Annotated in this window: 29 protein-coding genes, 2 pseudogenes and 1 riboswitch; of the genes and pseudogenes, 20 read left to right on the forward strand and 11 right to left on the reverse strand. The window is 43.6% G+C overall.

Features of this window, described 5'->3' with window-relative positions:
• Positions 1-4: 4 nt before the first annotated feature.
• Entirely contained in the window at positions 5-463 is a 459-nt protein-coding gene (locus MMY81_RS07375) for a helix-turn-helix domain-containing protein (RefSeq protein WP_252312279.1), read from the reverse strand.
• A gap of 690 nt (positions 464-1,153) precedes the next feature.
• Here MMY81_RS07375 and MMY81_RS07380 point away from each other — a divergent pair.
• The 5 genes from MMY81_RS07380 (at position 1,154) to MMY81_RS07400 (ending at position 2,895) form a co-directional block, all read left to right on the forward strand.
• Complete coding sequence (locus MMY81_RS07380) at positions 1,154-1,426, forward strand: hypothetical protein (protein WP_252312280.1); 273 nt, start codon at positions 1,154-1,156, stop codon at positions 1,424-1,426.
• A gap of 138 nt (positions 1,427-1,564) precedes the next feature.
• Entirely contained in the window at positions 1,565-1,768 is a 204-nt protein-coding gene (locus MMY81_RS07385) for a hypothetical protein (RefSeq protein WP_252312281.1), read from the forward strand.
• A gap of 272 nt (positions 1,769-2,040) precedes the next feature.
• On the forward strand, positions 2,041-2,247 hold the full coding sequence (locus MMY81_RS07390; protein ID WP_252312282.1) for a hypothetical protein: 207 nt from the start codon (positions 2,041-2,043) through the stop codon (positions 2,245-2,247).
• A gap of 65 nt (positions 2,248-2,312) precedes the next feature.
• Positions 2,313-2,606 (forward strand): hypothetical protein, encoded by a 294-nt coding sequence (locus MMY81_RS07395; RefSeq protein WP_120192099.1) that lies wholly within the window; start codon positions 2,313-2,315, stop codon positions 2,604-2,606.
• 37 nt (positions 2,607-2,643) lie between these two features.
• The gene (locus MMY81_RS07400) at positions 2,644-2,895 is read left to right on the forward strand and encodes a hypothetical protein (protein ID WP_252312283.1); all 252 of its coding nucleotides are present in this window, start codon (positions 2,644-2,646) and stop codon (positions 2,893-2,895) included.
• 117 nt (positions 2,896-3,012) lie between these two features.
• Here MMY81_RS07400 and MMY81_RS07405 read toward each other — a convergent pair whose 3' ends face one another.
• Positions 3,013-3,435, reverse strand: coding sequence for a hypothetical protein (locus MMY81_RS07405; protein WP_252312284.1), 423 nt, complete (start codon positions 3,433-3,435; stop codon positions 3,013-3,015).
• Between the two features lie 200 nt (positions 3,436-3,635).
• Between MMY81_RS07405 and MMY81_RS07410 the strand changes: the two genes are divergently transcribed.
• Together MMY81_RS07410 and MMY81_RS07415 are read left to right on the forward strand one after the other, a co-directional pair.
• Positions 3,636-3,890 (forward strand): hypothetical protein, encoded by a 255-nt coding sequence (locus MMY81_RS07410; protein ID WP_252312285.1) that lies wholly within the window; start codon positions 3,636-3,638, stop codon positions 3,888-3,890.
• Positions 3,887-4,261: a hypothetical protein gene (locus tag MMY81_RS07415; RefSeq protein ID WP_252312286.1), complete on the forward strand. Its 375-nt coding sequence runs from the start codon at positions 3,887-3,889 to the stop codon at positions 4,259-4,261. Before MMY81_RS07410 ends, MMY81_RS07415 begins: the two co-directional genes overlap by 4 nt.
• A 42-nt stretch (positions 4,262-4,303) precedes the next feature.
• Here MMY81_RS07415 and MMY81_RS07420 read toward each other — a convergent pair whose 3' ends face one another.
• Positions 4,304-4,465 (reverse strand): hypothetical protein, encoded by a 162-nt coding sequence (locus MMY81_RS07420; RefSeq protein ID WP_170146833.1) that lies wholly within the window; start codon positions 4,463-4,465, stop codon positions 4,304-4,306.
• Positions 4,466-4,958: 493 nt separating this feature from the next.
• Between MMY81_RS07420 and MMY81_RS07425 the strand changes: the two genes are divergently transcribed.
• Positions 4,959-5,852, forward strand: coding sequence for a sensor domain-containing diguanylate cyclase (locus MMY81_RS07425; RefSeq protein ID WP_252312287.1), 894 nt, complete (start codon positions 4,959-4,961; stop codon positions 5,850-5,852).
• A 3-nt stretch (positions 5,853-5,855) separates the two neighbouring features.
• Here the strand turns inward: MMY81_RS07425 and MMY81_RS07430 are convergent, their stop codons facing one another.
• Positions 5,856-6,020 carry an anti-repressor SinI family protein gene (locus MMY81_RS07430; protein WP_252312288.1) on the reverse strand — a complete coding sequence of 55 codons (165 nt, stop codon included), beginning with the start codon at positions 6,018-6,020 and terminating at the stop codon, positions 5,856-5,858.
• A 27-nt stretch (positions 6,021-6,047) separates the two neighbouring features.
• A riboswitch (cyclic di-GMP riboswitch) is annotated at positions 6,048-6,133 on the reverse strand.
• A gap of 210 nt (positions 6,134-6,343) precedes the next feature.
• Between MMY81_RS07430 and MMY81_RS07435 the strand changes: the two genes are divergently transcribed.
• Entirely contained in the window at positions 6,344-6,727 is a 384-nt protein-coding gene (locus MMY81_RS07435) for a hypothetical protein (protein ID WP_252312289.1), read from the forward strand.
• A gap of 73 nt (positions 6,728-6,800) precedes the next feature.
• Here MMY81_RS07435 and MMY81_RS07440 read toward each other — a convergent pair whose 3' ends face one another.
• The 5 genes from MMY81_RS07440 to MMY81_RS07460 form a co-directional block, all read right to left on the reverse strand.
• Positions 6,801-7,223, reverse strand: a complete 423-nt coding sequence (locus tag MMY81_RS07440) for a VOC family protein (protein ID WP_252312290.1) — start codon at positions 7,221-7,223, stop codon at positions 6,801-6,803.
• A gap of 89 nt (positions 7,224-7,312) precedes the next feature.
• Entirely contained in the window at positions 7,313-8,311 is a 999-nt protein-coding gene (locus tag MMY81_RS07445; RefSeq protein ID WP_252312291.1) for an aldo/keto reductase, read from the reverse strand.
• A gap of 111 nt (positions 8,312-8,422) precedes the next feature.
• A complete protein-coding gene (locus MMY81_RS07450; RefSeq protein ID WP_252312292.1) occupies positions 8,423-8,821 on the reverse strand; it encodes a YhjD family protein in 399 nt (132 codons plus the stop codon).
• Positions 8,822-8,944: 123 nt separating this feature from the next.
• A complete protein-coding gene (locus MMY81_RS07455) occupies positions 8,945-9,217 on the reverse strand; it encodes a YrhK family protein (RefSeq protein ID WP_252312293.1) in 273 nt (90 codons plus the stop codon).
• Between the two features lie 65 nt (positions 9,218-9,282).
• The gene (locus tag MMY81_RS07460; RefSeq protein ID WP_252312294.1) at positions 9,283-10,692 is read right to left on the reverse strand and encodes a cell wall-binding repeat-containing protein; all 1,410 of its coding nucleotides are present in this window, start codon (positions 10,690-10,692) and stop codon (positions 9,283-9,285) included.
• Positions 10,693-10,937: 245 nt separating this feature from the next.
• On the opposite strand from MMY81_RS07460, the pseudogene MMY81_RS33295 reads away from it, so the two are divergent.
• From MMY81_RS33295 to MMY81_RS07490, 6 genes and pseudogenes are all read left to right on the forward strand, one after another.
• Positions 10,938-11,057, forward strand: a pseudogene (locus MMY81_RS33295) (TetR/AcrR family transcriptional regulator); the annotation flags it as partial.
• A gap of 3 nt (positions 11,058-11,060) precedes the next feature.
• Entirely contained in the window at positions 11,061-11,513 is a 453-nt protein-coding gene (locus MMY81_RS07470; RefSeq protein WP_252312295.1) for a TetR/AcrR family transcriptional regulator, read from the forward strand.
• Between the two features lie 13 nt (positions 11,514-11,526).
• Positions 11,527-12,423, forward strand: coding sequence for an ABC transporter ATP-binding protein (locus MMY81_RS07475; protein WP_252312296.1), 897 nt, complete (start codon positions 11,527-11,529; stop codon positions 12,421-12,423).
• Between the two features lie 13 nt (positions 12,424-12,436).
• Positions 12,437-14,032, forward strand: coding sequence for an ABC transporter permease (locus MMY81_RS07480; RefSeq protein ID WP_252312297.1), 1,596 nt, complete (start codon positions 12,437-12,439; stop codon positions 14,030-14,032).
• 131 nt (positions 14,033-14,163) lie between these two features.
• Complete coding sequence (locus MMY81_RS07485) at positions 14,164-14,484, forward strand: hypothetical protein (protein ID WP_252312298.1); 321 nt, start codon at positions 14,164-14,166, stop codon at positions 14,482-14,484.
• Positions 14,485-14,763: 279 nt separating this feature from the next.
• The gene (locus MMY81_RS07490) at positions 14,764-15,048 is read left to right on the forward strand and encodes a hypothetical protein (RefSeq protein WP_252312299.1); all 285 of its coding nucleotides are present in this window, start codon (positions 14,764-14,766) and stop codon (positions 15,046-15,048) included.
• Positions 15,049-15,094: 46 nt separating this feature from the next.
• Here the strand turns inward: MMY81_RS07490 and MMY81_RS07495 are convergent, their stop codons facing one another.
• Positions 15,095-15,853 (reverse strand): STAS domain-containing protein, encoded by a 759-nt coding sequence (locus MMY81_RS07495; RefSeq protein ID WP_252312300.1) that lies wholly within the window; start codon positions 15,851-15,853, stop codon positions 15,095-15,097.
• Between the two features lie 165 nt (positions 15,854-16,018).
• Between MMY81_RS07495 and MMY81_RS07500 the strand changes: the two genes are divergently transcribed.
• Positions 16,019-16,993 (forward strand): NAD(P)H-quinone oxidoreductase, encoded by a 975-nt coding sequence (locus MMY81_RS07500; protein WP_252312301.1) that lies wholly within the window; start codon positions 16,019-16,021, stop codon positions 16,991-16,993.
• Between the two features lie 86 nt (positions 16,994-17,079).
• On the forward strand, positions 17,080-17,457 hold the full coding sequence (locus MMY81_RS07505) for an FAS1-like dehydratase domain-containing protein (RefSeq protein WP_252312302.1): 378 nt from the start codon (positions 17,080-17,082) through the stop codon (positions 17,455-17,457).
• Between the two features lie 38 nt (positions 17,458-17,495).
• Here the strand turns inward: MMY81_RS07505 and MMY81_RS07510 are convergent, their stop codons facing one another.
• The gene (locus MMY81_RS07510; protein WP_252312303.1) at positions 17,496-18,338 is read right to left on the reverse strand and encodes a LysM peptidoglycan-binding domain-containing protein; all 843 of its coding nucleotides are present in this window, start codon (positions 18,336-18,338) and stop codon (positions 17,496-17,498) included.
• 283 nt (positions 18,339-18,621) lie between these two features.
• Here MMY81_RS07510 and MMY81_RS07515 point away from each other — a divergent pair, with 283 nt between their 5' ends.
• From MMY81_RS07515 to MMY81_RS07525, 3 genes and pseudogenes are all read left to right on the forward strand, one after another.
• The gene (locus MMY81_RS07515; RefSeq protein WP_120192078.1) at positions 18,622-19,083 is read left to right on the forward strand and encodes an N-acetyltransferase; all 462 of its coding nucleotides are present in this window, start codon (positions 18,622-18,624) and stop codon (positions 19,081-19,083) included.
• Between the two features lie 64 nt (positions 19,084-19,147).
• Entirely contained in the window at positions 19,148-19,351 is a 204-nt protein-coding gene (locus tag MMY81_RS07520; RefSeq protein ID WP_252312304.1) for a hypothetical protein, read from the forward strand.
• 93 nt (positions 19,352-19,444) lie between these two features.
• Positions 19,445-20,106 (forward strand): annotated as a pseudogene (locus MMY81_RS07525) (HAD family hydrolase).
• The last annotated feature ends 195 nt before the right edge of the window (positions 20,107-20,301 follow it).

Raw genomic sequence — 20,301 nt, forward strand, 5'->3', positions numbered from 1 at the left:
TCCCTCAATTAAATATTATTAACTTAGAGGTGGATAATGAAACAAAAAAATAGTAACAGAACGCCAGCCAATTACTTGTTACGTTTTTCTTTCTCTGTTCCATTTTGAAACGCACAAACTCCCGCATTTCTTCTTTCTCTTCGTCGCTCCAGTCCTCATAGTTCATAGCGAAATCCCGTTCCTCATCGTTACTCTCAAAAATCCTGTACTTATTCGCAAAGGTGGAGCCGCTTTCTGTCATAGAAGGGTAGTCCGAGCGGCCCAGTAGATAGTCAGTGGTTAAATCGAAATAGTTAGCAATATTATTTAATGTTTCATAATCAGGGTTACGATTTCCTTGTTTATACATAGCATAAGTAGTTCTAGCAATTCCAAGACGTTTAGCCATTTCTGTTTGATTTACCTTAGTTTCTTTTCTAAGAGCAGCTAATCTAACATTTAACATTATAAGCTCTCCCATCATTTTATTAACTTCTATTATATATACACATTATGTGTAATTATAGTTTTTACACGAAAAGTGTAATTATTTCTAAAAATCTATTGTAAATACGCATATCATGTCAAGGAGGTACTGATAATGAGGTTATAGCTTCTTGAAACGAGATAGAATAAAAACATGACCCAAGCAGAAATAGCACATAAAATAGGGGTTTCAAGAAAACACCTACTCTATGATTGAAAGGGGTGAAAGAGATGAAAGAGATGAAAGAGATGAAAGAGATGTCACAGTAAGTAATGCTAAAAAATAAAGAGGTAACTACATGCTGTTAATAGACCAGTTTATTGAGAAATACAGAGAAAACAAAAGACTCTCCCGCATCTTACGAACACATATGTTTCCACAGATTCCCCCAGAACAAAGAAGATAAATCGGAAGTGTATAGCATGATGGTGGCTAGTGAGTGGATGTAGACAGGCCGACAGCCGGGTTTATTCAGAGAAATCAATATAACAGGGAGCTATCAGCAAGTATAGCTGGAGGAGGCGTATATGATCCCTGCCATGAGAACGATATTCAGATTATAGTTTTTCACTGAGATTGCAGGAATTCACTGAAAGTTGTATGATGTGATTGCTGTGTACAGGGAAAGAAATACATATAAGCAGTTGAAACCGTGCACAGACATATTGATAAATGATGGTGAATGCGGTGAAAAAGAATCGACTGAACGTCTTCTTCATTTTTTTAGTAAGTGCCGGGTATTTGTTTATGACAGCGGTTGGCGGTTATTTACTGTTTGGATTTGGATCGCTTGTGTATGATGTACTAAAGAATGCAGTTACTTCTGTTAACATATTGCATATGAGGTTTATAATGGTGATTGTCATACTTCTTGGGCTGCAGACTATCTATACAGGGGTAGTAAAGGCAAGCTATTGGTCCAGAGTGTATGGAGAAGACTACACCTATAACAAGGAATAAGTCTGCGCATGCAGAGGTTTTTAACAATATCGTCTGGAAAGTGCCTATTTTAAAGAGCCGGGGTTGATAAACAAATTATTCGCTTTTTCTCCTATTGGGTTTCAGAATGGTGGTAAGCCACAAATTTAGGGGGATCTCATGAAGGAACAATCAAAGGAATCCGAAAAGCGCTCTAAAGAGGTAGAGGCTATTACCCAGCACAATCGCGAGGCATTAATAGATGCTGCTAAAAGTGTAGAAGTACTAAAAGATATTATGATCAAAGAAGGAATAATGACCGAAGAAGATTATAATAAGCGTAAAAGCGAAGTACATGTATCGATAGACAAGTATCTGAAATAATAGGTGTTGTCCTAAAATCTACTTTTGTGAAATTTAATGAGAAAAAAGAGATCCATTAAAACACCTCGGATTCCTATCAACTGGAATCCGAGGTGTTTTTCGTTCTATTTATATCTTTTTATCACATCGTCATATAAGAGTTTTGTCTGCTTAATGGACTTTTAGGACAGTTTATATTTAATAAAATGTAAAATAATAATCCAATAATAGGTTCTTCTTTCTTTTTTCGGGAATAGGGTAAGCAGCCGTATCATTAGAGGAGGGTCGCAACCATGTATGGACGAGTCGTACTGTTGGACGGAAGCTATAAAGATATTGTGCTGCCGGACGGAAAAACAAGTGAGTCAGACCAGGAAGAGTTGAGAAGTCAATTAATGAAGCATGGCGGAACGTACCAGATTATCGGCAGTGCTGAGGAATCTGCTGCCTTCAGCCCGGACGAGGTTATTAACGTAACGTTTCACGAAGATACAAAATAAGAAGAGTACTATTTATCTTGTTTGAAATAGGGTATAGCTTATTAAAATACCTTAGGAGGAATAGTATGTCAGTCAGCATTAAAGTATATGAACAGGGAGAACGGCTCTCAGAAGATATTCACGAAGGAACCGAGGCGAAGCCTTTGTTTGACTTAATCGATGGTTCCTATTCTCATTTAATAATAGAGGATGCAGATGCAAAAAAAGCAAAAGAGTTATCGAAAGAAAAGGACTATAGAGTTATCTGTATAGATGATACAAATGGGATAGGCGCGGAAACAAAAACCGCGGGCATCACGGAATATGTAGTCGAATTTGATGCCGAACTGCACAGACAGCTGACCAGTTTAATAAAATAGTAAAGAGCAAAAGCATTAAAATCAGAGGAGGCTAATCATGGAATTTAATCAGGAAGTGATCGATTTCTTTGTCAAAAAATGCCTTGACGAAAACATTAACGAGTGGAATGAATTATTGGACCGGGGAGAAATTGAAGGTCTGTCCACGGTAGAGCTGAACAGCTTTATGGAGTATATCCGGGATCAGGGTATGGCTGTAGAAACGGATGGACCATCAGGAGAAAAAGAACGGGCACTTATGGTTAAGGATGATCTGCAGATTAGAAATATGGCGAAGCAGGATAATTAAAAAATAGTTAAAAAAAGCCGGTGCTTCTTCTCATTGGAGAAGACCCCGGCTTTTTCGTTCGTTGATTTCATTTTAATATTGTAAGGGTGTCCTCCTGTAAAAATAGCCCAGCCCTCATCAGGCACCTTTTGGATATAATTTTAGTGTTAAATCCAGACGATGGCTGCCGTCCGTTTCTGCAGTATGCTGGGCAGCGTTTATAGCAATAAAAGTTGATTTAGGGATGGGAGTAACCTCATGTCCGTTAAATATGGAAAAACCGGCTTCTTTTACAGCCAGGGCAAGGTCCCGGTCGATATCATAAACGAGCAGCGGTTTTAACTGTGGGGAATCGCAGGCACGGTAATGATGTTGAAGACGGCTGCAGAAGTCGTTGAGTTCCTTTTTGTCGTTAAACTGAAGGGAGAGTCCCGTAAGAATAGTAGGGTCGGATGGGGAAGGGTAGTAAAGCCGTCTATTGGTGCTTGCATGAATTTTATCAAATAAATCTTTATATAAATAGTTGGCCAGTTCGGCGCGGTCAATCAGGCTGTTGCTCATGAGAACTCCCCTTTGCATAAACATATTTTTGGAAATTATATCATTATTCGTTAAATGACGGATAGCGCTTACAGAAAATTAGTAATAAGGACGCCGGGCTGAAGGTCGCAGGAGATTATATGCCATCCCCGGAGGTGTTTTCACAACACCTGTCGAACATGTTATATTTGCTTCACCATACTAAAAAAGGATTGATACAGATGAAAAGCCCCATCCCCGAGGAAATGGTAAATCATTATATTGTCTCGATGAAACAGTATATCAGCGAAGCTATGGAAGAACAGGAATTTAATGAAATAGAACTTACGGTTATGAAAGAAGTAGGGTTGGATAACACAAAAGAAGGACATCGGGCCTTTTACGATGTCATGAGCACGACGGCCTCGTTTTTGTATGGAGAATGTGAAAAGGAAGATATTTACGTAGAATTGAATAAACTGGCGGCACCCGAATGAAAAGACGGATCAAACCAGCTGTTGTGTATATGGTCATCTTTGCTGCAGTTGGATTTCTGATTGGTTTTGTCGTTAGCGGGGCTATTGATTGGATGCTGGTTCTAAACATGAGCATAACGGGAGCCGTGTGCGGATTTTTTGTAACACCCGACTTACATTTAGCATCAGGCACAAAGCAGGAAAGGAGAACGTTCAACCGAAGAGTGCTGCACCTTCTGCTTGTAGTCACCACAGTATTTTTTCTTCTGGGGCTGGCAGCTGTGCTGCAGGCAGGCGAACCGAATTGGTTTTTAACAGGCGTAACGACCGTGCCTCTCCTCGTTGTTCTCTTATTATATACAAGGCATAAAAGAAGGTATAAAAAACCCTGACTCCGCGATGGAAGTCAGGGGCTGCGTGCCTGATCCAGTTGATTACTTTTCTTCCGGATTAGACAATTCATCTATAAAGGGCTGCACGTTCCGTTTTTTATCGCCGCGGAGCGTATTGAGCATGCCGAGAAGAACGGCTACTTCATCGTAATCAAGCGTCAGTGTTACTTCATCATTTTTAATATCGTCTACTGCCTTTGCCATGGTAGGTCCCCCCTGATCAAATAATTGTTTTATACATTACTGCATATAAATAAGCATCGCCGGGTACTTCTTTTACTATCATTCACCATTTTCCATTTTCTGAAACGTGTCTCTTTTTTTAAAAGCATGAAAAGACGTAAATAAAATTTCACAAACCACATTGTTTTCACAAAATATACAGCTGCAAATAATCCTCGTTTTTATAACCTGGAGTTTTCCTTTAGTCAATTTATGTCTTTTAAGAGAGAATAAGTTAACAAAGAACTATCACATTTACAGTAGCAAATTGTTAAAAGATAGTGTTATAAATATCCAAATCAAGGGAATAGAGTGAAAAGCAGCTGAGTAAAAATAAAATATAGTGAATAGATGTGGGAATTATTGGATTTTTTAATGAAATAAAAAGAGATTTCTTATATACTTAGACTAAACTAATGGTATATACATTCATTGAACGTTGTCCGGGCAGTTTATTCTGGAGAGGATGCTTACCATGAAAATGGATAATAAGGACATGATCGACCAGGCAGAGATGAGTAAATCTATTTTGAACTCCCTTGGAGATCAAATATGTGTAATCGATCGTGCCGGAATGATACTTTTCGTAAATGATGAGTGGATTCGTGAGTCCACCAACAGCAGCCGTCTTTTTGATATTCAGGGTGTTGGGGTCAACTACATGCATGCTGTGGAAGCCAATACCTATGTTCATGAGGGGCTGCTTTCCGTGCTGTCAGGTAGAGAAAAGTATTTCACGTATGAGTATTCCTGTCATACGCCGACGGAAAAACGGTGGAATGTCATGCAGGCTACGCCGCTTGTCATAAATGGAACCGGCAGCGAGGGCGTCGTGATCCGTCACGTTGACGTTACGAAGCAGAAACTGCTGGAAATGCAGCTTAAACATCAGGCAGAAACCGACTCATTGACCGGATTATACAATCGCAGATATTTCGAAACCCGGCTGAGGCAGGAAATCGCTATGCTTCAACGAAGCGGAGCCTGCTTATCGCTGCTGGCTATTGATGTGGATAACTTTAAAGCCGTTAACGATCTCTACGGTCATCAGATAGGAGATATCGTGCTTAAACAGCTTGCTATGCTGATCGGGGAATCTACGAGGGAAACGGATATACTGGCCAGAGTCGGCGGCGATGAATTTGCTGTTCTGCTGCCGGGAACAAATAAGGCCGGCTTAAATAAAGTAGCGTCTAAAATACTCAACGTTGTGCAGCAGCAGAATAATAATGAAAGAAATCCATACCCGATTACTCTTAATATTTCGATAGGCGGATCCCATTTTTCCCACAAAGATTCGATGGAATCCATTCTAAAGAAACAGACCAGGCCCTTTATGGCGCAAAAGACCGCGGGAAAAACCAGGTAAATATTATTTAGCATACAAATAAGAAGCCGTACGTTTACGGCTTCTTTTTGTATCGTCCGCGTAGTGTAGAAAATCCCTGACCTGTTCAACGGTAAGTCCAGTTTTTTTAGCCTCGAGAATCAATGCTATCCATTCGTGGTCCAGCTTCTTTTCGTTCTGTTTTGTCATCAACCCTCACACCTTTAGGAGTATTCCCCAGGCGGTCCAGCCGTCTTAGCATAATATGCCTTAGACCTGTAACTTTGCGAAACTGCTTTTCAACAGCGTAGCCTTTTTCTGAAGGTTGGTAATTTTCTTTATTATACTATGAAAAGTTCAGAAAGAAGAGGTTAAAATATAAAAAATTTTAAAAATTAACATTCCAGTTCTTTAGCATTATACGGCCTGGCAGCTGATTGGATGAACTATCTCCCGGCAGAAAGGAACCATTGTTCTAACAGAACAATATGCTTATAATAGAAAGAGAAGAAACAGGTGACAAGGAGGACGTTATGGAAGATCGATTGAAATTCGCTGTGATTTACGCGGCTCTTGTATTTGTTATTGCCGTCCCTTTTACCTTTGTTGTAAAAGAAAGCGACGTAAGCTGGGGGCTGAGCCTTGGTACAAGCGGCATTACCTTTTTATACTGGTATTTTACATATAAGAAAGAAGAAAAGGCGATCGGCGGTACGCGGTACAATAAAAAGACCAAAGGACAGGCCGGCTCTAAAATGATTTATGCTACGATCATGTACTGCTTTGTGTTTGCCTACCTGATTGTGACAAACAGCTATGATGACGGAAACTGGCTGACGCTTCTTCTGCTTACTTCTCTGCTGTTTTTAGCGGTCCAGTTGTTTCAGAAAAATAAAGAAAAGCTGGTAAAAGAGTAACCAAGACCATCCGGAAAAGGAATCACTACGATAGAGGCTGAAGCTGGAGCATATTCTCCGGCTTCAGCTTTTGTTATTTATTCTCCCCGGCAGCGGACACGTGCCAGAGAACCCCGAACGAATCTTTTACCTGGCCGTATGCCGGACTGAAGAAGGTTCCCTGCAAAGGCATAAGTATTTCTCCGCCGGGCTCCAGTGCATGAAAGGCCTGCTCTGCGGAAGACGTGTCCTCGAAAAACAACGCAATGGATACGAGACTGCCGGACGTTTCTTCATTTCCCGGCAGCGAATCAGACAGCATGATATCCATGCCTCCGATTTTTAAATAGGCATGCAAAATAAGACTTTCAGCCCCTTCAGGTATATCCATGCCTTTCATCTCTCCATATGACATACTGTCTATCACCTCAGCGCCTAAAGCTTTTTCATAAAAAGCGATGGCTTCCTGTCCGCTGCCGTTAAACGTCAGGTACGGATTTATGGCTTTGATCGACATAAAATTCCCTCCTGTTTATTAATATAGTACTGGCAGTATTCTCCATAGACTGACATTTTCCTTTAAATAAAAAATCCCTGTATAGAAAGCTACAGGGAGAAATTGTGTGGATTGGCTACAATGAGCTCCTCTGATCGGTCAGTGGCTGAAGGGGGAGCCGGAGATAAGGCAGAGATCTCATCACGCCACTCAGACGTCATCGGAATCTCCAGGGAGCGCAGCGAATGCTCAAGCTGTTCAGGACTGCGGGCCCCGATAATAGGAGCAGTAACGCCCGGGTGGGACTTAGCCCAGGCTACAGCTAAGGAAGCAGGGTGGAGGCCATGCTCCGCTGCGTAGGAAGAAAACCGTGCCGCAATGTCAAAATTAATCGTATCTGCATAACGATCGGTGTACATCTTCTGTTCCACCAGCCGCCCCTGGACCGGCCTGTCGGTTGTGCCGTATTTACCGGTAAGCAGTCCGCCGCCGAGAGGGCTGTAGGAAATAACCCCGACCTGCTCGGAAATCGCAAATGGAAGAATTTCAACCTCAGCCTGGCGTTTAGCCAGATTATACATAGGCTGGATCAGCTCAAAGCGGCTGAGCTGTTCTTTGGCTGAAATTCCAAGTGCCTTCGCGAGCTGCCAGGCCGCCCAGTTGCTGGCTGCAGGATAGAGAATTTTTCCCTGACGCTGCAGGTCATCGAGCGCGCGGAGGGTTTCTTCCATTGGAGTGAGCGGATCGAACTTATGTAGAAAATAAAAGTCAATCCGGTCTGTTTTCAGACGGCGCAGGCTGTTTTCGACTTCGAGTATTATATGGCGTCTCGACAATCCCCGTGCATTCACATCTGTTCCTGTCGGATTGGCTACTTTTGTAGTCAATACGATATCATTCCGGCATCCGGCGATACAGTCCCCCAAAATCATTTCCGCCCGGCTGTCATTATAGTTATTGGCTGTATCAAAAAAGTTGATGCCTGCCTCCCGGCAGCGATTAAACATGTGTTTGGACGTTTCTTCGTCTGCGTTGCCCCCAAAAGACATCGTTCCAAAGCAGAGTTCAGATACAGAAATGCCTGTTTTTCCGACCGGATTATATTTCATAGAAAACGCCTCCTGCTTGAAGTATTTACAAAAAGTATAAAGCGTAACCCACATTATGTAAACGTTGTAATGTAAAATATTGGTTTAACTGCTGCGGGAAAGACGCCGGTTTTATTTGAACGCATAATAGGTGTCAAAAAAAGACGTATCATCAAGCAGATAATAGCGGAGCAGTTCACTGATCCGTTTTTTCATATTTAGTTTTAAAAGGTGCAGACGTTCGTGTCGTCCACAGCAGTAAATGTCATAAACGATAAAACCAGGGTACGTCTCATCTGACCGGGCAAGCCGGATATCCTGCTGTTTTAGAGAAAGTTTAATATCACGGAGATCCTGTTTAATGCGCAGAATCAGCACATCAAACAATTCCTGATAAAAATGGCCGAGCTTCATCGTCTTCTCCAGAAAAAACGACCGATCCTGTTCCATTGTGTTAACGAGCAGCTCTGTGAGCAGATAACGATCTGCGGTCTGAAGGTGCTCTTCTTCTATCATTTTCACGTCTTCCATTAGACAGCCTCTCTTTCCAAAACAAAAGCCGGTTTTTTTAAGTATATACGAATAAGTGTTCGTATGGGAAGACCTGAATAAAAAAACAGCAGCTTTCCCTAAATTTAGGGAAAGCTGCTGTTTTTATTTTTCCTGGGAATGCCGGCCTCTTTGTTTATATACTCTGGAAACATGAATGTGATGAGTGAGCGCAATAAAGGGGCGCACGAGCATCAGCACGCTTCCGGCGACAAACAGCCAGGTGCCGTAGTACGTAAGGGTGTCGGAAAAAAAGAAAAAACTGCCGATCAAAAAGATAATCCCGATGATAATGTCATTTATTTGATACAGCATCTGGTATATTCTCGAAATTTCCAGTTCATAGTGTCCAAAAATAATATCGATATTTTTCCCCATGGCCGTTTCCTTCTTTCTTCAGCGTAGTCACTATCGTCTACCCGTTTAAAAAAAGGAGAAAACCTTTATGGTGTCATACGGACAGCGCCGACATAGCCATTGTTCCAGTAGTTGGAGAAGCTGGTATAATCCACGCCTTTACTAACTGTTGCATGAAACAATGTTTGCTCATCAATATATATGGATACGTGGTTAATTCTGTCGTCGTTATTCGTATCGAAAAACACGAGATCTCCTTTTTTCAACTCAGTGCGCTCTACCGGGGTGCCTGCCAAAAACTGCTGGCGCGACGTCCTTGGAAGGGTAATTCCATTTTCGGCAAACACACGCTGGGTAAAGGAAGAACAGTCAAAAGCGTCAGTCGTTGAGGACGCAGCTCCAAACAAATAAGGGGTACCAATATAGCTCTCACCTGTGGCAATAACGTTATCAATAACATCTGTATAAACGCCGCCCACCTGTTCTTTAGGAGGTTCAGGAGTAGAAGTATCGCTGTTGGATGCTGATTCATAAGCCGCCATTACAGAATCGCTGATGGCTGCCGTTCCGCCCAGAATCAAACTGCTGGATGGGGAATTTTGAGCGTAATCAATGGTAGCTGAGCGTGCACCGCTGTGATGGGATAAAATAACCGGTGCATTTAATTTATTAGCCAGTCCGGCTGCTGCCACCGCATCCGGATAATCTTCTCTCTCACTGTTTACGGAAGTTCCACGCACATAGATATTTTTGGATCCGGAAGCTGATAAGGATTGGGCCGCAGCGATGCTCGTTTCATAGCGGTCATCTCCCTGAATTCTTTCCACTGTACGTCCTTCGCTGCGCAGCTGCTGTTCGACAGCTGCACTTACTGCAGCCGTACCTCCAAAAATAGTTACGTGTTTGATGCTGGCCGGTAGATCTACGCTGAGACTGTTTTGGCGGGTTAAATAAATGGGTCTTTCTTTTATAGCAGCCATGCCGGATGCGCTCAATGCGTCAGCAGCTACTTGCCCGCTTACTAGAAGAGCTGAGCTTTTTTTATCATAGCTGGACGTTTTGTTTACCGCTTCTGCTGTCTCATAGCGTGTTTCCCCGGAAATACGTTGAACAGAAATCCCTTCGGCTTTTAACTTTTGTTCTACAGTAGAGGAAATAGCTTGTGTACCGCCTAAAAGGTAAACCGTTTTCGTGTTCAGGCGGCGCAGTTCAGAAATAGTGCGGGCATCAAGAGAGCCTGATTTTGTTAACAGAATAGGAGCATCATTTTTGGCCACCAGGCTTGCAGAAGCTAATGCGTCTGCGGGGTGGTCTGCTCTGGCTAAAATGGCAAAGTCGCTTTTAGACCAGCCGTATTCCGAAATTTCAATAGACGTACCAATACGGTCCTCACCGTATATTCGTTCGGAAGCGTCAGCCGTAGAAGGGATCGCAGCAAAGCCGATCGCGCAGGCAAATACCACAGGAGCTGTGCAGCGAAGTAAAGATTTTTTCATTAAGTATTCCTCCATATGTATGTTTTGATAAATCTGAGATCACGTGAAAAGGGTCTCTATTATGTAAGGTGCATACTCCTGTTATCGGCAGGTTCTTTCTTTTTTTGAAGGGTAAATTCAAATTGACCACTATGGTCGAATATGCTATATTTAAGTCGACCAATATGGTCTAATACTTAAGATCGGGGGGATGGCTTATTACGACAACTTTTTCAAATCTTCAGCCGGAAAAGAAAAAAGCCATTCTGGACGCAGCTTTAAAAGAATTCAGCGACAACGGATACAAACAGGCATCCACGAACACTATCGTAAAAAATGCAGAAATCGGCAAAGGGATGTTGTTTTATTACTTTAAAAGCAAAAAAGGAATGTATGATTATTTAATTGACTACAGTCTGGATTTTATAAAAACAGAGTATTACGGCTACATCGATGAGTCTGAAGCAGACTTTATTGAAAGGTACCGGAAAACCTCCGAACAGAAACTCCATTGCTATCTGACGCATCCGTATATTTTTACTTTTCTCGGCACGTTGTTTCTGTCCGATGAAAAAGAATGGAGCCCTTCTCTGCAGGAGAAATATGAGGAATTAACTAAAACGGGATACAGAAAAATGTACCACAATGTGGATATGAGCCTTTTCCGGGAGGACGTAGAGGTCGAAAAAGTATTCAAGCTGATTGCCTGGGCACTGGAAGGCTACGGAAATGACTTAAAACATCGGCTCCAGGGACAGAAAATAAGTGAGATAAACATGGAACCTTACTGGAACGAATTTCATGACTATTTAGACATATTAAAAAAAAGCTTTTATAAATAGGAGGAATGCAGTCATGACTATTCTGGAAACGACGGATCTGACAAAGACGTTCGGACGGGTTAAGGCACTGGACCGGGTGAATATCGAAATGAAAGAAGGAGAGGTATACGGATTTATCGGACCGAATGGAGCCGGAAAGTCCACCACTCTCCGCGTTCTGCTGGGTGCAATTAAAGCAACAAGCGGAAGCGCACGGATTTTTGGAAAGGACGTGTGGAAAGAAGCAGTGGCGGTGCATCGGCGGATTGCTTATGTTCCGGGGGATGTCAGCCTGTGGCCGAACTTAACGGGCGGAGAAGTTATTGATCTGTTCATGAAACTGCATGGCACGAAAAACAGAAAGCGGCGCAGTGAGCTTATCGATTTATTTGATCTGGACCCGGCAAAAAAGTGCGGCACCTATTCGAAGGGAAACCGCCAGAAAGTGGCGCTGATTGCTGCATTTGCTTCAGATGCAGATCTATATATTATGGATGAACCAACGTCCGGTCTTGACCCGCTGATGGAGAAACTTTTTCAAAAGCAGGTACTAGAGGCCAGGGAAAACGGAAAAAGCGTCTTGTTATCCAGTCATATTCTTTCCGAGGTGGAAAAGCTCTGCGACCGGGTCAGTATTATCCGGCAGGGCGCCATTATTGAAACCGGCAGCCTGACCGATCTACGTCATTTAACAAGAACGACGCTGCTGCTGGAAACAAAAAAACCGCTGCAGGGGCTGTCCGCTGTGAAGGGAGTACACGAACTGGTCCATAAAGAAGGAGCGATTCAGTTTCAGGTGGACACAGAAGAGTTGGATCACGTGATGGCTTTTGTCAGCGCATTTGGCATTATCCGCCTCGAGAGTGCACCACCTACGCTCGAAGACTTGTTTCTGCGTCATTATGAAACTGCACGCCCACAAGCTCAATAAAGGGGGAAGCATAATGTACCAGTCTTTGTTTGCCCAGACGGGAAATCTGTCCTGGTTTGTTATAAAGCGTAATAAACTGCGGTTTTTAATATGGCTGTTGGTTCTGACTGCATTAACTGCCGGAACGGCAGCCTCCTTTTTAGGGCTGTATCCTTCCGAAGCAGAACGGCAGGCACTCACAACGGCGATGGTCAATCCGGCGACGACGGCGATGGTAGGACGCGGTTATGGCCTGGATAATTATACGTTTGGAGCTATGCTGGGTCACCAGATGCTTGCGATGACGGCTCTTACAGCAGGCATTATGAATATTCTGTTTGTCAGCCGCAATACACGGGGCGATGAAGAGGATGGAAAAACAGAAACGCTTCTGGCTCTTCCGGTTGGCAGAACATCTTCTTTGACCTCAGTAATCGCATCGGCGCTTCTTTTAAACGTCGTGCTGGTTCTTGCAATGACGGGGGCACTGGTCGTGCTGGACATCGAAAGCATCAACTTGGAGGGAGCACTGCTCTATTCTGCTGCAATTGGACTCTGCGGCTTCTTTTTTGCAGCAGGAACCGCTTTTTCCGCCCAGCTTGCTCAAGGAGCCAAAACGGCGACCGGTTTGGCATTCGGTTTGTTAATGATCGCTTATGCCCTTCGCGCAGTAGGGGATGTGAATGAGAACGCTGTCTCCTGGTTTTCGCCAATAGGATGGGCGCAGCGGACCGAAGTATTTGTCAGCAACATCTGGTGGCCGCTGTGGCTGTTGGCAGGCGCGTCACTTCTTATAACAGTGGCCGCATTGTATATCAATGCAGCTAGGGACACCGGGTCCGGTCTATTCTCCGCTTCAAAAGGCAGAAAAGAAGCGGGATTTCTGCTTCAGGGAACAGGCGGGCTTATCTGGCGGCTGCAGCGGACCGGTATTCTATTCTGGACAGCGGCGCTGTTTCTGCTGGGAATAACCTATGGTTCTGTGTTAACAGATACTGAAGCTTTCTTTGAATCAACGAACGTGATGCAGGGAGTAGTCTCTCAAACATCCGATTTAACATTAAGCGAACAGTTCCTGCCTGTGTTAATGTCTGTAATGGCTCTCATTGGAACAATTCCGGTAGTGATGGCCGCATTAAAAATAAAAGCGGAAGAAAAAAAAGATCGTATGCAGCATATATTAGGCCGTTCGATTTCACGGATCGGACTGCTCGCACACTACGCTGCTTTTTCTATTGCGCTTAGTATAGTGATGATGCTGGCGACAGCAGGGGGGATGGTGCTGGCTATCGATCAGGAGAGCCTTTCCGGATCCACCGTGTTTGCTTCTGCTTTTCTATACCTGCCGGCTTTTTGGGTCATGACGGGACTAGCTGTGCTGCTGATTGGCTTTTTTCCTAAGTACACATTTGTGATTTGGCTGTACTTAGGCTATTCCTATATTGCGGTTTATTTTGGGGAAATCTTTCAGTTTCCTGATTGGGTAGGGGAACTTACTCCGTTTGGGTGGGTGTCCTCCTATCCGGTTGAAGAGATTAAACCTATGCCTGTCATAGGATTGATGCTGGTATCTCTGGTGATCGGAGCGGCCGGATTCTTTGGCTTTATCAGGCGGGATACAAACGGATAATCTGCAGAAATAAAAGTAACACATTTTATTTACTGTATTAATATTATGTAAACAAATATAAAATATCTTTTCTGGTATAAGATATTTAAAAACGGGTATGCGTTTATATAACCTAAAGGAGAGTGTATACAATGAGAAGAATTGGAATTACAAAAATATCCATCAATGACAAAACTCACTATAAAGCTGATGAAATGGTGCTGGAATGGCATTCCAACAGCAGATGGATTCTCCATGTTCAATATCTGAATTTAGCTTTAAAGGATTTCCAAAAAGCAGCGGATGGAAGCGTGGAATTGACCATTTACTCTGGTAATGATAAATTCGGGACGTATCAGGGAAGAGCAAGAGCTATACCGGTACACGGTGATAAAAAAAGTAAAGGCGTTTATAATTATAAGTTCCAGGGTGTCGAGCCTTTAAACGAAATCAATCAAGAAGAAGTATCGTAGCACTTCGAAGAAAGGAGTAAATATTTATGAAGCAGTACAGTGAAGACGTTTTAGCAGAACGGGGCTTTTTTTTGACGAAGAAGCCACAAAAGAAGAGACGAAAAACAAATTTAATTCCAACGGGTATAAAATTTATACGCAGTGGCTTAAAGATGAACGGATCGCTTCTATAGGCGTAAACAATGATACAGAAGATAAGCACATTATTTCGTCATTGAACAAGCTTGAAGAGGATCGAAAGAAAAATACCAATTAAGTATCATTTGGGAGGCTGATTGGATGAGAGACGTTGAGATAAAGCTTGTATATATCAATGATCAATTCATAGACTGCCGGGGCGGTACTTTATCTATCGAAAATCACGCAGAAAACTGGCAGTTTGAGATGTACGATCCGGTGTTGACCCTGGAAGAGGAAGGGCTGCATCATACGGACGAATATTATTTAAAACTCTATACTGCAGATGATGCCATGTTTACTGGGCGCAGCTTTACGTCTGAAAATATCGAACGTAAAAAAGAACTCCTCGTTTTCGAAGGAGCCGGTGAACTGCATGAAGCGTAAAGAAAAGCCTCCGGTCTGTGCCGGAGGCTTTTTAGATGGACGAAAGTTAATCGTTCAGTTGTTTCATCACATATTTTAATCCGGTTTTGGAATGCGGAAAGGTCGGAATGTTCCGGTCCAGCCTGCCCATCGTCATGGCCAGGTTACTGCTCATGCCAACAATAATACACTGCGTGCCGACCAATTTTAAGCTGTCATGGACCCGCTCGATATAAAATTTCAACCGATCCTCAAATTCATAAACAGCGCCGAGGTTTAAAATAACGTACTCAATCCGGTGTGCATTGCATTCCTCCAGCAGAGAATGCAGCAGATGCCCGCCGCGTTCTTCATCAAATTCCCCAATTAACGGAAGGGCAATAGTACGGTCCCAGATATGTACAATCGGAATGGAGAGCTTTCGGTACCACGCCTCTTTACGCTTTTCTTCCTCCGCACGGGAAGTGACATCCATCAGCATAACGACAAACCCAATAATGCTGCTGTCTTCCTGAAGCGGCGTGATAACGATATCGGCTACAATCGTATTCTTTATGGTAATACGCGTCCGCCGTGTCTGCTGCATATGTTTCATCACATCGAGCTGATGCTCGCTTAAGTCATAAAAATAGTTAATTGATACGCCGATAAAATCCTCAGGTGCGCGCATGTGAAACAAAGGCGCCGCTTCATCGAGCAGCACAGACGCCTGTTTATTGGCCCAGATGATGGTATAATTATCATCCAACAGCATGACGTTTTCGCCAATACTATTAAGTATGGTCCGGGAACTCATATTTGAGGGAATGCTGCCAATACCTGACATAAGATACCGCCTCCTTATAAACAAAAATCAATCATATGCTTTTAATTATAGATTACCACATAAACCCATATTCAGGCTTTAAAAATCAGCAAGGTTTCAAGAGGAAAAAAAGAAGGAATATAACGAAAGTTGATAACTTTTAACGAAAATAAAGGAGTTTTATACATGAAAGCAGTAACGGTAAAAGAAGCAGGAAGTGCGGATCAGCTTCAGATAGTGGACCAGCCGGTGCCGGAACCGGGAAAAGGGGAGCTTTTAATTAAAGTGGAAGCTGCTGCGATTAACAGAACAGACATCCTGGCACGCGAAGGCAAAGCGGGCTATATGAACAATCCTATTCTGGGAATAGAAGTAGCCGGCACGGTAGTGGAGAGCAGCAGCCCATCCTGGAGCGAAGGAGATCGGATTATGGGGCTGGTTGAAGGCGGAGGCTATGCAGAGTACGCGGTTATGCCGGCTGACAGGGGAATGCCGATCCCATCCTCTCTATCCTTTGAAGAGGCGGCGGCAGTTCCTGAAGTGTTTTTGACCGCGTTCCAGACGCTGTACTGGATTGGAAAACTTCAAAAAGAAGAAACGGTGCTGATTCATGCAGGTGCAAGCGGAGTGGGAACCGCCGCTATTCAGCTTGCCCACAAGCTGAGCCGGGCCAGGACAATCGTAACCGCAGGGTCGGAGAAGAAGCTGAACGTCTGCCGTGAGCTGGGCGCTGATGTAAGTATAAATTATAAAACAGAGGTATTTGAAAAAGAAGTGCTGAAGCAAACTAATGACACCGGAGCAGATCTCATTCTTGACTTTATCGGCGCATCCTATTGGGAAAAGAACCTGACGAGTGTAAGAACCGATGGCCGCTGGGTACTGATTGGTATATTGGGCGGCGCGGAAGTGGAAAAAATAAATCTAATGGATATCCTGCTAAAACGTGTCCAGATTACCGGTACGTTGTTAACCCCAAGAAGCAGCGAATACAAAGCCGAGCTGACCGCTGATTTCGTCAAACACACGATGCATTTATTCCAGCGGGGAGACCTGGCTCCGGTAGTGGATGAGGTTTTTTCATTAGAAGACGTGCCGGAAGCACATAGGAAAATGGAAGCCAATAAAAACATTGGCAAAATAGTGCTCCGCATCCATTAAACAAAAACAGGCCCGCTTACCATGGTGCCTGTTTTTTTTGGTAAAATAAAGAATGAACACTCATTCATTTATTCAGGAGGGAATCTATGATCAAACCAGGAGATATATTCAGGGAAGAAAAAACGTTTCAGCGGGAAGAGGTGCGTCATTTCGCGGAAATAACAGGAGACACGGGGAAACACCACATGGAAGAAGATGAGAAAGGACGGGTTATGGTTCACGGGCTGTTAACGGCCAGTATCGGTACAAAAATTGGAGGAGATCTTCATTATATTGCCAGAGAACTGAACAGCGAATTTCTGCGTCCGGTGTTCAGCGGCGACACGGTTACCTGCGAACTTGAAATCCTCACCGTTGATAAGCAGGAAGCCCGCAGGGTGGTGTCGCTTCGATCCACGTATCGAAACCAGGACGGAAAAGAAGTCCTGCGGGGCACAAGCAGCGGCGTTATACTGGACAGTTAAAAAAGCCTCTTCTTCAATGGAAGAGGCCTTTTTAATGATTAGTATACAGCCACAACTGCTGGACGGGCCCCTTTTGTAGTGTAGTGCAGGGTCACCGTGCTTCCTTCCTTTAAGGAATATGAGGTGTTGTAAGCCTTGCTTACTGCCGTTTCACGGCCGTTGAGCTGGAAGTAAAGCGTGTGATTATCGCCCTGGCCGATATACTCAGCCTTGGCCGTAATGACATTTGGTATCTTTAAACTTTCTCCGGTGCGGAGGAAGGCAGTACTTTTGTTATTTAGCTGCTTTAATGTAGTGACCGTCGTACCGTAACGGGCTGCGAGCGAGTACATGGTATCCCCCGGCTGAACTTTATACACAGCCTTTGCAGCCGGTACTTCAGAAGAGCCCTTTACTTTCAGCGTTTCTCCTACATGAATAATAGTATTTGATTTCTTATTTAACTGCTGCAGAGCAGGAACGGTCATATTATGCATCCGGGCAATGCGGTATAATGTATCACCGGATGTCACCGTGTAGCTCCCTGTAGTGGATTTACTGTTTCTAAACTGATCGAGCGGCACACCTCTGCCTTTGTTAGCGTTCTCATTATTGGCTGCCTCTACGGGTACGAGAAGCGTCTGGCCGGAGCGGATAGTATACGAATGCAGTTCGTTTACGCTCTGCAGCTGTTCTACGGTTACTTTATGCTTTGCTGCGATCGCATAAAGCGTGTCTCCCGGCTGCACCTGATAATCTTCGCTGCATGCGCAGGCACTGCCGGCGCTCGATAATGATAAGAAACCAGCTGCCGCGATGCTTGAAGCGATGGAAACCCGTAAAACGCTGCGCCGGGTTTGTTTCTGCCGTCTGGTGGAACGAGTAGTTAGAGAAGAGACCATTTTCAACAACTCCTTTTCGTTAGTGAGATTCACTAAAATGCAGCATGTACATTTATAAATACGAAAAAAGGAAAAATGGAATCACTGGAGGGGAAAGTAGAAGATAAGTACTACTATTATTATACCTGTAAAACAAGGAAAATAAACAAAAATTCGTTTAAAAGAACGATATTTTTAAACGAAACAAATTGAATAAAAATACATATATATGATTATTTATTTACATTTCTTCTACTATCTATTACACTGTATAAAAGAGTATATGAATAAAAGGAGAAAGTTCATGGTTACGATAAGAAAAGCCCGGCACGGGGATATAGAAGCTATATATACAATCGTATACGATTACGCCCTGCAGGGGCTCATGCTTCATCGCACCCGTGAAGCAATCCAGCAGGAAATAGAAGCAGAAGCAATGTTTGTGGCAGAAGAAGCGTCGTCCATTTACGGCGTAGCGGGAATTACTGTCTTTGATCCTTCCCTGGCAGAAATCCGTTCGCTTGCCGTAAACAAAAGCGGGCAGGGAAAAGGGATCGGCCGAAAGCTTGTAGCCCGGATTGTGGAAGAAACAAAGCAGCGGCGCATCGAAAAACTCTTGTCGCTTACCTATCAGGTACCGTTCTTCGAAAAGTGCGGATTTCATATCACCCAGAAGGAAACGATGCCGCAGAAAGTATGGAAAGACTGCATCCATTGTGCGAAATTCACCAACTGCGACGAAGTAGCCATGGTCGTTTATGTATAAAGAAGAGGAATAACCAGATGGTACAGCGAATACAGAAGAGGTAGAGATAAAAGGAGGTGCCTGCATGCATTACCGCGTAACTTATTTTTTTTCCAAAGATTTTTCCGTGGTTCATATGGTCAAAACAGATGAACCGTCTGAATCGTTCAGCAACCGTGTTTTTGCTGAAAATGAAGTCCAGTTTCATGATTCCTCCGGAACGCTACACCGATTTTTAATGAAGGATGTCGTACTTATTACGATTGATAAAGCTCATCAAGAGGCATAGTCCGAACGGCACATCCCGGGCGGGGTGTGTTTTTTTATTGCCAGAAAAGGCAGGGTATTTTATAATGCAGAGGACAAAAGGAGAGTGGCAGGAATGATTAAAGGTGTTATATTTGATTTTGACGGATTGATTCTGGATACGGAAACGCACCAGTATGAAGTAATGAATGCTATATACAAAGAGCACGGTCATGAACTTCCGCTCGCGATGTGGCAGGAACAGATCGGCACATACACGGGATTCCGGCCTTTTTCCTATTTGGAAGAGCAGCTGCAGTCTCCCGTAGAACACGATGAGCTGGAAAAAAGGCTGAGTGAAACGTTTGTGGAAAAAATTTCTTCTGAGCAGCCGCGTCCCGGCGTTCATGATTATCTGCAGGCCGCCGGGCATTTAAATTTAAAAGTCGGCCTGGCATCAAGTTCTGATTTTTCATGGGTATCCCGTCATTTAAAGAATTTAGGATTATATGATCATTTTGAAACGATAAATACTAAAGATGATGTAGAGATTGTGAAACCCGATCCAGCTCTCTATCAAATAACGGCCGAGCAGCTGGGCCTTGCTCCGGAGGAATGCCTCGTTTTTGAAGATTCCGCCAACGGTGCCCTGGCTGCAAGAAGAGCGGGAATGGCCTGCGTGGTTTTTCCGAATACGGTAACAAAAGCGATGGAGTTTGGGAAGTGTCCCACCAGCTGGAATCCATGGCAGACATGGAACTGCAGGAATTAATTCAGTATATTAACGAAAAAGCATAAACGAAAAAAGGAGATGTCCCAAAAAATACCCATGACCAGCAGCATGCAGTCACTTAAACCAGGCGCACGCTTTCGGCAGGCCATGCCTCAGCTAAAGAGAACACCTTTCTTTATCTTCAGCTATGGCTGGTCTGCCTGAGTCGGCGCCTGGTTATTTTTATGATGGTTGACAAGCATCCGCTGAAAAAATAAACA

The sequence above is a fragment of the Sinobaca sp. H24 genome, assembly GCF_023845525.1.

Bases quoted from the DNA above. Each gene is read 5' to 3' on its own strand.
- MMY81_RS07485 (WP_252312298.1), top strand. From the start codon at position 14,164: ATGAGAAGAATTGGAATTACAAAAATATCCATCAATGACAAAACTCAC.
- MMY81_RS07385 (WP_252312281.1), top strand. From the start codon at position 1,565: ATGAAGGAACAATCAAAGGAATCCGAAAAGCGCTCTAAAGAGGTAGAG.
- MMY81_RS07410 (WP_252312285.1), top strand. From the start codon at position 3,636: ATGAAAAGCCCCATCCCCGAGGAAATGGTAAATCATTATATTGTCTCG.
- MMY81_RS07400 (WP_252312283.1), top strand. From the start codon at position 2,644: ATGGAATTTAATCAGGAAGTGATCGATTTCTTTGTCAAAAAATGCCTT.
- MMY81_RS07445 (WP_252312291.1), bottom strand. From the start codon at position 8,311: ATGAAATATAATCCGGTCGGAAAAACAGGCATTTCTGTATCTGAACTC.
- MMY81_RS07510 (WP_252312303.1), bottom strand. From the start codon at position 18,338: ATGGTCTCTTCTCTAACTACTCGTTCCACCAGACGGCAGAAACAAACC.
- MMY81_RS07460 (WP_252312294.1), bottom strand. From the start codon at position 10,692: ATGAAAAAATCTTTACTTCGCTGCACAGCTCCTGTGGTATTTGCCTGC.
- MMY81_RS07405 (WP_252312284.1), bottom strand. From the start codon at position 3,435: ATGAGCAACAGCCTGATTGACCGCGCCGAACTGGCCAACTATTTATAT.
- MMY81_RS07375 (WP_252312279.1), bottom strand. From the start codon at position 463: ATGATGGGAGAGCTTATAATGTTAAATGTTAGATTAGCTGCTCTTAGA.
- MMY81_RS07490 (WP_252312299.1), top strand. From the start codon at position 14,764: ATGAGAGACGTTGAGATAAAGCTTGTATATATCAATGATCAATTCATA.
- MMY81_RS07520 (WP_252312304.1), top strand. From the start codon at position 19,148: ATGCATTACCGCGTAACTTATTTTTTTTCCAAAGATTTTTCCGTGGTT.
- MMY81_RS07480 (WP_252312297.1), top strand. From the start codon at position 12,437: ATGTACCAGTCTTTGTTTGCCCAGACGGGAAATCTGTCCTGGTTTGTT.
- MMY81_RS07475 (WP_252312296.1), top strand. From the start codon at position 11,527: ATGACTATTCTGGAAACGACGGATCTGACAAAGACGTTCGGACGGGTT.
- MMY81_RS07515 (WP_120192078.1), top strand. From the start codon at position 18,622: ATGGTTACGATAAGAAAAGCCCGGCACGGGGATATAGAAGCTATATAT.
- MMY81_RS07435 (WP_252312289.1), top strand. From the start codon at position 6,344: ATGGAAGATCGATTGAAATTCGCTGTGATTTACGCGGCTCTTGTATTT.
- MMY81_RS07505 (WP_252312302.1), top strand. From the start codon at position 17,080: ATGATCAAACCAGGAGATATATTCAGGGAAGAAAAAACGTTTCAGCGG.
- MMY81_RS07500 (WP_252312301.1), top strand. From the start codon at position 16,019: ATGAAAGCAGTAACGGTAAAAGAAGCAGGAAGTGCGGATCAGCTTCAG.
- MMY81_RS07390 (WP_252312282.1), top strand. From the start codon at position 2,041: ATGTATGGACGAGTCGTACTGTTGGACGGAAGCTATAAAGATATTGTG.
- MMY81_RS07470 (WP_252312295.1), top strand. From the start codon at position 11,061: ATGTATGATTATTTAATTGACTACAGTCTGGATTTTATAAAAACAGAG.
- MMY81_RS07450 (WP_252312292.1), bottom strand. From the start codon at position 8,821: ATGGAAGACGTGAAAATGATAGAAGAAGAGCACCTTCAGACCGCAGAT.
- MMY81_RS07495 (WP_252312300.1), bottom strand. From the start codon at position 15,853: ATGTCAGGTATTGGCAGCATTCCCTCAAATATGAGTTCCCGGACCATA.
- MMY81_RS07395 (WP_120192099.1), top strand. From the start codon at position 2,313: ATGTCAGTCAGCATTAAAGTATATGAACAGGGAGAACGGCTCTCAGAA.
- MMY81_RS07415 (WP_252312286.1), top strand. From the start codon at position 3,887: ATGAAAAGACGGATCAAACCAGCTGTTGTGTATATGGTCATCTTTGCT.
- MMY81_RS07455 (WP_252312293.1), bottom strand. From the start codon at position 9,217: ATGGGGAAAAATATCGATATTATTTTTGGACACTATGAACTGGAAATT.
- MMY81_RS07440 (WP_252312290.1), bottom strand. From the start codon at position 7,223: ATGTCGATCAAAGCCATAAATCCGTACCTGACGTTTAACGGCAGCGGA.
- MMY81_RS07425 (WP_252312287.1), top strand. From the start codon at position 4,959: ATGAAAATGGATAATAAGGACATGATCGACCAGGCAGAGATGAGTAAA.
- MMY81_RS07430 (WP_252312288.1), bottom strand. From the start codon at position 6,020: ATGACAAAACAGAACGAAAAGAAGCTGGACCACGAATGGATAGCATTG.
- MMY81_RS07420 (WP_170146833.1), bottom strand. From the start codon at position 4,465: ATGGCAAAGGCAGTAGACGATATTAAAAATGATGAAGTAACACTGACG.